13 protein-coding genes are annotated in these 11,228 nt (G+C 71.3%); 6 read left to right on the top strand and 7 right to left on the bottom strand.

The features are described from left to right. Positions 1-560: TetR/AcrR family transcriptional regulator (locus ACFWI8_RS28530; RefSeq protein ID WP_387097263.1), on the top strand; the 560-nt coding region annotated here is incomplete at its 5' end. Here ACFWI8_RS28530 and ACFWI8_RS28525 read toward each other — a convergent pair. Next, complete coding sequence (locus ACFWI8_RS28525) at positions 557-1,765, bottom strand: macrolide family glycosyltransferase (RefSeq protein ID WP_387097260.1); 1,209 nt, start codon at positions 1,763-1,765, stop codon at positions 557-559. The two genes, ACFWI8_RS28530 and ACFWI8_RS28525, sit on opposite strands and share 4 nt — an antisense overlap. A 164-nt stretch (positions 1,766-1,929) precedes the next feature. Further along, positions 1,930-2,382 carry a MarR family winged helix-turn-helix transcriptional regulator gene (locus ACFWI8_RS28520; RefSeq protein WP_387097258.1) on the bottom strand — a complete coding sequence of 151 codons (453 nt, stop codon included), beginning with the start codon at positions 2,380-2,382 and terminating at the stop codon, positions 1,930-1,932. A 73-nt stretch (positions 2,383-2,455) separates the two neighbouring features. Between ACFWI8_RS28520 and ACFWI8_RS28515 the strand changes: the two genes are divergently transcribed. After that, positions 2,456-3,310, top strand: a complete 855-nt coding sequence (locus tag ACFWI8_RS28515) for an MBL fold metallo-hydrolase (protein WP_387097255.1) — start codon at positions 2,456-2,458, stop codon at positions 3,308-3,310. 41 nt (positions 3,311-3,351) lie between these two features. Here ACFWI8_RS28515 and ACFWI8_RS28510 read toward each other — a convergent pair whose 3' ends face one another. The 3 genes from ACFWI8_RS28510 to ACFWI8_RS28500 are packed head-to-tail and all read right to left on the bottom strand — an operon-like array spanning position 3,352 to position 4,931. Then, positions 3,352-3,837 (bottom strand): SRPBCC family protein, encoded by a 486-nt coding sequence (locus ACFWI8_RS28510; protein ID WP_387097253.1) that lies wholly within the window; start codon positions 3,835-3,837, stop codon positions 3,352-3,354. 9 nt (positions 3,838-3,846) lie between these two features. Then, positions 3,847-4,059, bottom strand: a complete 213-nt coding sequence (locus tag ACFWI8_RS28505; protein WP_387097250.1) for a DUF397 domain-containing protein — start codon at positions 4,057-4,059, stop codon at positions 3,847-3,849. Continuing rightward, positions 4,056-4,931, bottom strand: coding sequence for a Scr1 family TA system antitoxin-like transcriptional regulator (locus ACFWI8_RS28500; protein ID WP_387097247.1), 876 nt, complete (start codon positions 4,929-4,931; stop codon positions 4,056-4,058). The genes ACFWI8_RS28505 and ACFWI8_RS28500 overlap by 4 nt, the downstream gene beginning before the upstream one ends. A 147-nt stretch (positions 4,932-5,078) precedes the next feature. Between ACFWI8_RS28500 and ACFWI8_RS28495 the strand changes: the two genes are divergently transcribed. Beyond that, positions 5,079-5,519 carry an ATP-binding protein gene (locus ACFWI8_RS28495; protein ID WP_387097244.1) on the top strand — a complete coding sequence of 147 codons (441 nt, stop codon included), beginning with the start codon at positions 5,079-5,081 and terminating at the stop codon, positions 5,517-5,519. 1 nt (position 5,520) lies between these two features. Here the strand turns inward: ACFWI8_RS28495 and ACFWI8_RS28490 are convergent, their stop codons facing one another. Both ACFWI8_RS28490 and ACFWI8_RS28485 read right to left on the bottom strand, forming a co-directional pair. Further along, entirely contained in the window at positions 5,521-7,662 is a 2,142-nt protein-coding gene (locus ACFWI8_RS28490) for a PQQ-binding-like beta-propeller repeat protein (protein WP_387097242.1), read from the bottom strand. A 117-nt stretch (positions 7,663-7,779) separates the two neighbouring features. After that, positions 7,780-8,133, bottom strand: coding sequence for a MerR family transcriptional regulator (locus tag ACFWI8_RS28485; protein ID WP_387097239.1), 354 nt, complete (start codon positions 8,131-8,133; stop codon positions 7,780-7,782). A 104-nt stretch (positions 8,134-8,237) separates the two neighbouring features. Between ACFWI8_RS28485 and ACFWI8_RS28480 the strand changes: the two genes are divergently transcribed. The 3 genes from ACFWI8_RS28480 to ACFWI8_RS28470 all read left to right on the top strand — a co-directional run bounded on the left by ACFWI8_RS28480 (position 8,238) and on the right by ACFWI8_RS28470 (position 11,215). Beyond that, positions 8,238-9,035 carry an aminotransferase class IV family protein gene (locus ACFWI8_RS28480; RefSeq protein ID WP_387097236.1) on the top strand — a complete coding sequence of 266 codons (798 nt, stop codon included), beginning with the start codon at positions 8,238-8,240 and terminating at the stop codon, positions 9,033-9,035. 179 nt (positions 9,036-9,214) lie between these two features. After that, a complete protein-coding gene (locus ACFWI8_RS28475; RefSeq protein WP_387097233.1) occupies positions 9,215-10,210 on the top strand; it encodes a phosphotriesterase in 996 nt (331 codons plus the stop codon). Positions 10,211-10,249: 39 nt separating this feature from the next. Continuing rightward, the gene (locus tag ACFWI8_RS28470; RefSeq protein ID WP_311600952.1) at positions 10,250-11,215 is read left to right on the top strand and encodes an aldo/keto reductase; all 966 of its coding nucleotides are present in this window, start codon (positions 10,250-10,252) and stop codon (positions 11,213-11,215) included. Positions 11,216-11,228 lie beyond the last annotated feature (13 nt).

Raw genomic sequence — 11,228 nt, 5'->3', positions numbered from 1 at the left:
TGTGCGCCGCCGCGGGGGGGGGCGGGCGGGCGGCGCGCGGCGCCCGTGGCCTGACCCACCGCGCGGTCGACGAGGCGGCCGGGCTGCCGCCCGGCTCGACGTCCAACCGGGCGCGGACCCGCACCGCGCTGCTCGAACTGGCGACCAGGCGCCTCGCCGCCCGGGAGGCGGCGGTCCTCGGCGCCGGCGAACCGCTGCCCGCCGGCGCGGAGTCGGGGCCCGAGGCGGCGGGGGCAGTGCTGGCGATGGCCCTGCACCGGTCGATCAGCGAGGGCGCCGACCTGACCAGGGCCCGCGTCGAGCTGGCCCTGGAGGCGACCCGCAACCTCGAACTCCGTGCCGTCTACGGCGAGTTGGGCCGTGGGTTCCGGGACGCGCTGGCCGCCGTGCTGGCCGCGCTCGGCGCGCGGGATCCCGCGCGTCAGGCCCGCTCCCTGGCCGCCTGGTGCGAGGGCGTCCAGTTCCGCTTCGTGGCCGGCGCGGAGTCCGCGACCCCGCCGAGCGAGGCCGAACTCCGCACCGGCATCACCGAGTTGCTGCGCGGAATGCTGGCTTCCTAGCTGGTCGGCGGGGCGGCGGGTTGGCGCAGCATCGCCTCGACGAGGTCGGCCGCTCGCGTGGTGCCGCCCTCGGCGCGGACCTCTTCCCGCAGCCGTCGCGAGCGGCGCGCCACCTCGGGGTCGTCGACCAGTTCGGTGAGCGCCGCCCGCAGCGCCTCCGCCGTCGCGTCCGCCGTGTCGAGGCGGCGGGCCACGCCGAGCTCGACCAGCCGGTCCGCGTTCATGAACTGGTCGACGGCCTGTGGCACGGTGATCATCGGCACGCCCGTGAACAGCCCCTCGCTGCTGCCGCCCATCCCGGCGTGGGTGACGAACGCGTCGGCCTGCTCCAGGATCGCCAACTGCGGCACCCAGGGGTGCGTCTCGACGTTGGCCGGGATCTCGCCCAACTCGGCCGGGTCGGTGTGCCGGCCGATCTGGAGCACCACGTGCCAGCCCGGCAGGTCGCCGAAGGCCCGCAGGCACCGGCGGTAGAACTCGGGTTGGCGGGTGTAGGCCGAGCCCAGCGAGACCAGCAGCACCCGCTCGGCGCCGGCCGGGCGGGTCCACGCGTCGCGCGCCGTGCGGGTGCCGAAGCAGGGGCCGACGAAGGTCACCGTCTCGGTGTCGACCCGGTCGGCCTGCGGCTGCATCGCCCGGGGGATCAGCGCCAGGGCGCGCGACGGGCGCCCGGAGAAGGCGTCCACGTCGGTGGTGGTCGCGCCGCACGAGCCGAGCCAGTCGGCGAACCTGGCACGGTACGCGGCGGCGCCCGGCAGCTGCCAGAGCTGGGCGGCGACCTCCTCCTCGTACCCCTTCCAGGCCACGTAGGTCGGCGACAGCTGGAGCAGCGGACGCCCCTGCGCCTCGGCGAGGGCGCGGGCCGCGTAGGCGCCGATGTCGTACAGGTAGAGGTCGGCAGGGTCCGGGTCGTAGGCGGCCCGGAGCTGGGGGAGTGCCTGGACGGCGTCGTCGAGGAAGCAGCCCATGGCGGCGATCGGGTCGTCCGGCCAGTCGTTGTCGTCGACCGGCAACGTGGAGTGGCAGGGCACCAGTTCGGCGCCCGTCTCCCTGATGCGCTCGGCGACGCGTGCGACGCGCGGGTCGTTGGCGTAGGTCACGCGGTGCCCGCGGGACACCAGCTCGCGGACGACTTCGAGGCTCGGCAGGACGTGGCTGATGGCGGGGATGCCGACCATGGCGACATGGGCACGGCGACGAGACATGGAGACCACTCGTTTCAGATCTACGGCGAGAAGGGAACGACGAGCCGGGGCACCGCCGTTGGCGGCGCCCGCACGACACGTGGAGCGGAGGCCGGGCGCTGCCCGGGGTCCGCGTCAGCCGTACATCTGAAGCATGTGCATGGGTGCAGGCTACCCGGACATGATCACGCGCGCACCCGGGTTGTGGCCGCGGGGACGATGGCGCGCTCCAACAGCCCTTGCAGCGTGCGCTGTTCGTCTGCCGAGAGGGCGGCGAGCGGGGAGTCCTCGCCGAGGAGCGCGAGCAGCCGCTCCCGGAGCGCGGTGCCGTCCGGGGTGAGGAGCAGGTGCCTGGCGCGGCGGTCGGTGGGGTGTGGGCGGCGCTCGATCAGCCCCTGCTTCTCCAGCCGGTCGACCACGAAGGTGGCGTTGGAGGGCTCGCAGCTCATCCGCTCGGCGAGCTCCCGCATGGTCATCGGCCCGCTGAGCTCGCGCAGCGCGGTCGCCTGCGGCGCGGTGAGCCCGAGCGCGGTGGCGCGCTGGCGCAGGTGCTCGGCGATCTGCTGGGCCATCCCGTTCACCAGGCCGCAGAGCTGCCGCTCGGCGACGGCCCGCGTCTCCTGATCGTCGGTGCTCATGCGGACCATCCTAGCTCAAGCCTGAACATTGCAAGCTTGAATGTTTCTAGCTTGATGCTTTATGGTCGCCGTCATGGACACGGACGAACGACTGCGCAGGCCCGCGACCCTCAGGTCACTTCGGCTCGGCGAGACCAGGGTGACCTACGTGCCGGACGGAGCCGTCCAGCTCACGCCGCGCGGCTGGCTACCCACCACGACGGACGAGGACTGGGCCGCCCACCCCGAGTACCTGGACGACACCGGGCACCTCGCCGCCGGCGTCGGCGGACTGCTGGTGGAACGGGGCGACCGCGCCCTGCTGATAGACGCCGGCTTCGGCCCACAGTCCGTCCCGGCCGAACCGGGCAGCGCCATCGGCGCCATCCACGGCGGCGCGCTCCTCGACAACCTGGCCCGAATCGGCCGCGCGCCACGGGACATCGAGGCGCTGGCCTTCACCCACCTGCACGTCGACCACCTCGGCTGGGCCGGCCACCCGGCACTCGCCCACGCCCCCCACCTGGTCGCCGAGCCCGAGTGGACCCAACGCGACCTGCTGGAATCACACGGCACCGGCAAGGACGTCCTCGACGCGCTCGCCCCGCATGTCCGCACCATCGCGGACGGCGAGGAGATATTCCCCGACGTCCACGTCCGCCTGGCCCCCGGCCACACCCCCGGCCACGCCGTCTACGTCATCGCCTCCGGCGGCCGCCGCCTGATCGCCTTCGGCGACGCCCTGCACTCCCCGATCCAGATCAACCACCCGGAGTGGCACGCGGCCCCCGACCACGACACGACCTGGTCGACGGACGTCCGCCGCCGGCTGATCGCCGAACTCCGGGAACCCGACACGATCGGCTTCGGCATCCACTTCGCCGACGTGACCTTCGGCCGCGTTCGGGCCGCCGGCGACCGCCTGGCCTGGGTGCCGGTGGAGGCGTGACGGGGCATCTGCGACGTGCGGCGTCCTGCCGCGAGCGCGCTTCAGCGAGTCGGCGACCCGGCGGAGGGCGTCTCGACGTACGACGCCAGGTTGGCCAGCGAGGAGGCGATGCCGGCCTCGTGGTCCGCCTGGGCGATGCCGGATGGCACGTCGGTGGCGGTGACGGTCACCTCGGTCCCCTCGCCGGCCGGGGTGAGCTGCCAGGTCATCGTCATGGTGCCGGCGTACGACGGGTCGTCGGCCTCGAACACGGCCCGCTGCACCACGCGTTCCCCCGGCACCAGGTCGGCGAACCCGACCTCGACGACGTCCGTCGCGCCCGACGTCTTGCCGGGGCTGTCGGTGGGGTCGAGATAGGTGAGGACCATCCGGAACCCGCCGCCGGGCCGTGGGTCCCACCACTCGACGCGCCCGCGCATGCCGTCCGGCGGTAGCCATGCCTCGATGGCCCCCCGGTCGAGGAGGGCGTCGTAGACGGTCGTCTGTGGTGCCGCGATCAGCCGGCTGGCGCGGTCGGTCCTTGTCATGGACCGATACTAGGCACGCACCAGGTGGTCGAGGAACGACCTGAGCTCGGCGTAGGTGCAGCGCAGCGGCGCTCGTTCGGGGCTTTTGGAGTCGCCTATGGCCACGCCGCCGGCGAGACGCATGAGTCGGACGCAGTCGCTGCCACTGCCGTTGCTGTAAGACGACTTGACCCACCGGCCGTCGAGGGCGGCGGAGTAGAGGTCGACCTTGGGCTGGTTCATGTGAGTTCTCTCTCGATCTCTTCGATGCGCCGAAGGGTTTCCTGCCTGCCGAGCGCGTGCTCCGCGAGGTCGGCGAACTTGCGTCGCGCACGCCGCACGTCGGCAGGGTCATCGGAGAGCGTCTCACCGCTGATCGTCTCCTGCGAGACCACGCTGCGGTTGTCCGTGCCGGGGAAGTCGAGCACGGTGAAGGGGGAGGCATGGATGCTCGGTGCTCCCGTGGAGTGGGGCACCACGCGCAGGCCGATATGGGAGTGCTGCCCCAACTCGAGCAGGAGTCGAAGCTGTCGACGCATGACCTCCGGCCCGCCGACGACCGCGCGTAGGGCTGACTCGAGGCAGAGCAGGTCGACTGAGACGGGATTGCGACGGTGCAGGATCGCCTGCCGCCGCAGCCTGGCCTCGACGAAGACCTCCCGACGTTCGGCGCTCTCCTGCTTCTGCCCGAAGGCGGCGATGGCCTCGATGTACTCCTTCGCCTGCAAGAGGCCCGGAACGTAGGTGCCGGAGCTGTGGCAGATGCGTTCGGCCGCGTCCTCCACGTAGAAGTACCGGTAGGAGTCGCCCTGGAAGAGGTTCCGGAACGGCAACTGCTCCCACCACGCGCGCCCATACGACCTGCCGTGTTCGATCTTGGCCTTGAGGGCCGCGCGTTCCTCGACCGTGGCACGGTAGAGCCGGACGAGAGCGCGGAGTTGGTGCTCGGTGGGGAACGCCTTCCCGCGTTCGATCTTGCTGATCGTGTAGCGGGTGACGTTCAACCGCACGGCCGCGTCGTCCTGTCGTAGGCCGGCTCGGGTGCGGAGTTGCTGAAGGTTCTCGCCCACGTCACGCATGGCGAAGATGGCGTTGGTATTCACGGTGGCGGTCACGGTTCTCCCCTCCTCGGCGCGCTGAGCGTATCGCTCTGCTGTTGCGCCGCCACCTGCTGTAATTCTTTCGAGGGGTATTGGGTCGCCTTCCCTTGCGCGTGACGGGTCACGTGACCAACGCTCGTCCGGCAGACGAAGGGGGTTGTGATGCGGAAGCTCGGAGAGACGGTCGCCGCCAAGCAACGGACGTTCCGCTGGGTCCTGACGGCGCGAGCGTCGGAGATCGAACACTGGCGGCGGATCGTGAGCGAAGCGCTCGTCGGTTGGGGTGCGGACCCGCCGGCGGTCGAGTTGGCTCGGCTCGGCGTCTCGGAGTTGCTGTCCAACGTGATCAAGCACGTGGACAGCAAGCGCTGTTGTCTCACCGTCACGGCCAACGGCGCCGAGGCGATCGTGCGCGTCTACGACCGCTTGCCCGCGCCACCCGTCATCGGCGAGCCGGCCTGGGACGCCGAGTCGGGACGTGGCCTGTGGATGCTGCGCGCGATGGCGCCACGGTTCGGCTACGAGGCCGGCCGTCCCCGGAAGGGGAAGTGCATCTGGTTCGCGTGCGAGCTCTCGCGGTACGAGCGCGGCTCACGTACGTGAATCAGCGGTTGATCGTGGCGGTGTGCAGGCGTCCGTCACCACCGTCGTAATACGCCACCTCGTTGACGATGGTCGCTCGAGGGTCGTCGCCATCCGCCAGCTGGACCTGCCCCGTGGTCTCGCCGCTGTTGGTGTCCAGGAGGTACAGGTCGCCGAATTCCGTGACGACGTAGACAGCTTCGGCCGTGACGGTGAGCGACGCGTCCTCCCCCACCATCATCCGGTTCTCCCACAGCACGTCGCCGGTTTCCGCACTGACCGCGAGTACCTCGCCGTATCCCGTGTTGGGTTCGCTGACGCCGCTGGCGTAGACGACACCGCCGGACATGGTCGGGGGTTCCGGATGCTGGAGGTCGAGGTCGGTGCGGCGCGTCCGGAGCAGGTCGCCGGTATCGGCGTCCCAGGCGGACAGGGCGCCATCGCTGACACCGTGGATGACACCACCGGTAAAGGCGAGTGAGTGCATCATGTCGTCGACGTCATCGCCGATCCGTACCCTCCACAGCTGCTCGCCCGTACCGGCATCCAGGGTGTACAGATAGATGTTCCCAGAACTGGTGGTGTAGCCGCTGTAATAGACGACCTCGTCGGCCGCGGCCATCGCGTACATTCTGCCAGCCGAGTGGTTCCAGACGATTTCTCCGGTGGCCGCGTCCGCTGCGTACAGGATGCGTTGGAAGTCCGTGTCAAAGGTGGTGAAGTAGACGGTTCCGCCGATCGCGACTGGGCCCTCGCCCACCTCCACCTCCCCGTCGGGGTTGAGCTCCCAGAGGAGACTGCCGGTGTCGGCGTCCAGGGCGTACACGCGGTCGCCGCCGGGGTCGCCGAATTCGCCGCTACTGAAGAAGAGCGTGCCTTCAGCGAAGGCCAGCGGGCCCACGTAGCCCGTCGTCTGGTTGTGTTCCCACAGGTGATCGCCGGTGTCGGCGTCGACGGCGTAGACGGCGGCGTCGGCCGCGCCGGAGAGGCCGTGGGCGAAGTAGATCGTCCCGTCCTCGACCAGCGGCGGGCGGTTCGGGCTCTGCCTGTACGTCCACAGTTGCCGGAGTGCCGGTGCACGGGTCTCCTCGGCCCGCTCGACGGGATCGTCGCCGGACCCGCGGTCAGGGAGGAGCGTCGCTGCGGCGATGACCGCGAGGATGGCGGTGACGGCGAGGCCCGCAAGGTACCAGCCGCGCGTGAGCACGCGGCCTTTGCCGCCGGGGGACGAGACAGGTGACGAGGATTCCGGTTCTGGCACCGGCAGTTGTTCGACGAGCCTGCGCGTGAGCTCGACCGTCACCGGCTTGGGGAGCCAGCCGGCTTCCGCGGACGAGCCGTCAGCCTGTCCGGACCGCGGTCCCCGGCCCAGTTCGGCCACCAGGTGCGGCACGGTGGGGCGTTGGTCGGGGTCCTTGGCCAGGCATCGGGCCACGACGTCGGCCAACTCGGGCGGCAGGCCGGTCAGGTCCGGCTCCTCATGGACGACACGGTAGTTGAGGGCGTGGGCGTGACCGGTCCCGAACGGGCCCCTTCCGGTCGCCGCATGGACCAGCACGGCCCCCAGGGCGAACACGTCGCTGGCTGCCCCCACCGTACGGCCAACCAGCTGCTCCGGCGAGATGTAGCCCGGTGTCCCCACCACCATTCCGCTCTCGGTGAGCTCGGTGGACTCCGCGGCCAGCGAGATGCCGAAGTCGATCACCCGTGGACCGTCCGCGGCCAGCAGCACGTTGGACGGTTTGAGATCGCGATGCACAAGTTTCTGGCGGTGGATGGCCTCCAGCGCCTCCGCCAGCGCGGCACCCAGCGCCAGCACCGGCTCCGTCGGCCATGGACCGAACTCGGCCACCGCCGTCTCCAGCGACACCCCGCGTACGTACCTGGTGGCCAGCCACGGAGGCGTGCCTTGCGGCTCGGCATCCACGACCGCGGCGGTGAAGAACCCGGTCACCCGACGGGCCGCCCGTACCTCGTGGACGAACCGACTCCGGAACTCGGGGTCGTCCGCCAACACCGTCCGTACCACCTTCACCGCCACCGCGTAGCCGCCCGGCGTCACACCCAGATAGACCTGGCCCATCCCGCCCCGGCCCAGCCGACCCACGATCCGGTACGGCCCGATCCGCTCGGGATCCCCCACATCCAACGGCGCGACCGCCATCAACCCGCTCCTCCCGTCCCGCCGACGCCCATTCCGGGATGTCCATGCCTGCGTCTACCACGACGCAGTGCGGGGGCCGGGGGTTTCGCTTGCTTCAGGCGCCGCGGATGAGCCGGATCACGCCTCGGCCAGGTAGCTCGCCAGGGCGCGGCGGCTGCGTTGGAGGCCGGTGATGCGGTCGTCCATGGTGGCCAGCTCGCGGCTCAGGACGGCGCGCAGGTCCTCGCACCAGGTGAGGTGGGTGGGGTCGCGCAGTTCGCCGCGGACGCAGGGGAGGACGGTGCGGATCACGTCGGTGGAGAGGCCGATGTCCAGCAGGGTGCGGATCTGTCGCACGGTGGCGACGGCGTGCTCGTCGTACTCGCGGTAGCCGTTCACGCCCCGCCGCGCGGTGAGGAGGCCCTGGGCCTCGTAGTAGCGCAGCGAGCGGTGGCTCGCCCCGGTCAGCCTCGACAGCTCTCCGATCAGCATGTGCCGCACACCATCCGCGTTTGACCTTTCCACCGGTGTCAGGGCCTAACGTCGCCGGCGCTGTGAACATTCCGGATGTCCAGGGTTTCCAGGGAGCTGAGGGTATGACCTTCTTCGTCGTGCAACGGAACGGGCGGCCGGCGAGCGCCGAGGAGCTCGCGCCGTTGGCGTTCGCGGGATACGCGCACTTCACGGCCGCGCAGGTGCGGGGCGGGCGGATCAGGGGGCTCGACCTCCATCTGGCGCGGTTGCGGTCGGCGTCGGTTGAGCTCTTCGGGCGGGCGTTGCCCGACGAGCGGGTGCGGGAGCTGCTGCGGGCCGCGCTCGGGGAGTCGCCGGCCGATGCCTCGCTGACGGCGACGGTGTACTCGTCGGCGGGGGAGTTCACCGCCGCCGAGGGCGGGCTCGACGTGCTGGTGCGGACCGGGCCGCCCACGGACGGGCCGGCGGGTCCGCTGGCGCTGGCCGTGGTCGAGCACGAGCGGACGCTGCCCGGGGTGAAGCACGTGGGGGAGGTGGCCAAGACCCACCTGTTGCGCCGGGCCGTCGCCGAGGGCTTCGACGACGCGGCGTTCGTGGACCGGCGGGGGCGGTTGAGCGAGGCGACGATCTGGAACCTCGCGTTCTGGGACGGCGAGGCGGTGGTGTGGCCGGAGGCCGAGGTCCTGGGCGGGGTGACGATGGGGATCCTGCGCCGGCGGTTGGCGGGGCTCGGGGTGCCGCAGCGGGTCTCGGAGGTCACGCCGGGCGACGTGGCGGCCCTGAAGGGGGCGGTGGTCATGAACTCGTGGACGCCGGCGGTGCCGGTGCGCCGGATCGGGGCCGTGGAGCTGCCGGCGGCGTCGGCGTTCGTCGAGGCGCTGCGGCGGGGGTACGAGGCGGAGCCGCCGACCGCTCCCTGAGCGGGGCCGGGGCCGCCGCGTGCCCGCTTCGGGCCCGCGGCGGCCGTGCGGGGTACCCGAACGGGCAGACCGATCTCGCCTTGTGGCCGGTTGCCGCTGGCATGAGGCTTGGGGGAGATCGACCGCATCCCAGGCACCCCCGACCCAACGCCGCCCGTTTCGGCGACCGAGGAGATGGCATGCCCATGTCACAAAACGGTGAGTCCTTCGTCCAGACCGTCCGGGGCCCGGTCGGCGTCGACGACCTCGGCGTCACGCTCATGCACGAGCACCTGTTCGTGCTGACCCCCGACGTCCAGCAGAACCAGCCGCACCTGTGGAACGAGGAGGAACGTGTCGACGACGCCGTGGCCAAGCTGACGACGGCCCACGAACTCGGCGTGCGCACCTTCGTCGACCTCACCGCGATCGGCCAGGGTCGGTTCATCCCGCGGGTCCAGAAGGTGGCCGCCCGGGTGCCGCTCAACATCATCGTCGCGACCGGCGTCTACACGTACCACGACGTCCCCTACTTCTTTCACTACCGCGGCCCGGGGCGGCTCTTCGAGGGGCCGGAGCCCATGACCGAGCTGTTCGTGCGCGACATCACCACCGGCATCGCGGACACCGGGGTCCGCGCCGCCGTGCTCAAGTGCGCGACGGAGGAGGCCACAGTCTCCGAGGGCGTCGAACGCGTGCTGCGCGCCACCGCCCAGGCCCACCGCGAGACCGGCACGCCCATCACCACGCACTCCAACGCCTACGTCCGCAACGGCCTTGCGCAGCAGAAGATCCTCGCCGAGGAGGGCGTGGACCTCAGCCACGTGATCATCGGCCACAGCGGGGACACCGACGACCTCGACTACCTCAAGGAGTTGATGGACGCCGGCTCGACCATCGGCATGGACCGGTTCGGCCTCGACAACTTCACCCCCCACGAGAAGCGGGTCCGCATCGTCGCCGACCTCGTCGCCGCCGGCTACGCCGACCGCATGGTCCTCTCCCACGACTGCCCCTGCTTCATCGACTACTTCACCCAGGAGGACATGGCGGCGACCCTGCCCGACTGGGACTACACCCACCTGCACCGCCGCGTCATCCCCGCGCTGCTCGAACTCGGCGTCACCGAGGAGGACGTGCGCGTGATGCTCGTGGACAACCCGCGCCGCTACTTCACCCCCGTCGCGCCCTACTGACCCCCCGATCACGCGCAACACCGCGAAGGAGCCCCCGACATGAAGACCCGACTGACCGGCGACAGCGGACTCGAACTCTCCGCGATCGGCCTCGGCTGCATGGGCATGAGCTGGGTCTACGCCGAGTCCGAGCGCGACGACGCCGAGTCCGACCGCGTCATCAAGCGCGCCGTCGACCTCGGCGTCACCTTCATCGACACCGCGGACCTCTACGGCCCGTTCACCAACGAGGAGTTGGTCGGACGCGCGCTCGCCGGCCGGCGTGACGAGGTCGTGCTGGCCACCAAGTGCGGCCTGGTCCCGGACATGTCGCTCTACCCGACCAAGGTCAAGGTGACGCCCAACGGCCGCCCCGAGCACATCAGGGCCTCCATCGACGGCAGCCTGCGCCGCCTCGGCACCGACCACGTCGACCTCTACCAGCTGCACCGCATCGACCCCGAGGTGCCCATCGAGGAGTCCTGGGGCGCCATGGCCGAGCTCGTCGCCGCCGGCAAGGCACGGCACATCGGGCTGTCCGAGGCCAAGGTCGAGCACCTGGAGCGCGCCTCCGCCATCCACCCGGTCGCCACCCTCCAGTCCGAGCTGTCGCTGTGGTCGCGGGACCCGCTGGCCGACGTGCTGCCCTGGTGCCAGGCGAACGGCGTCGGCTTCCTGCCGTTCTCGCCGCTCGGCCGCGGCTTCCTGACCGGCACCATCCGCAGCGCCGACCAACTGCCGCCCAGCGACTTCCGGGCCCAGCAGCCGAGGTTCGCGCCCACCGCGCTGGAGCGGAACCTGCGCATCGTGGACGGCGTCGAGAAGGTCGCCCAGCGCCACGACGCCACCCCGGCCCAGGTCGCCCTGGCCTGGGTGCTCGCCCAGGGGCCGCACGTCGTGCCGATCCCCGGCAGCACCAGGCTCGCGCACCTGGAGGACAACGTGAAGTCCGTCGACCTGGAACTGGGCGAGGCCGACCTCGTCGAGCTCGACGGCCTGCCCGCGCCCGTCGGCACCCGCTTCTGACCCCGGCCTCCGG

The organism is Streptomyces sp. NPDC127098 (genome assembly GCF_042722465.1).
Lineage (GTDB): Bacteria > Actinomycetota > Actinomycetes > Streptomycetales > Streptomycetaceae > Streptomyces > Streptomyces millisiae.
The sequence above is the reverse complement of the archived record's forward strand: the minus strand, read 5'-3'. Positions and strand labels throughout refer to the sequence as shown.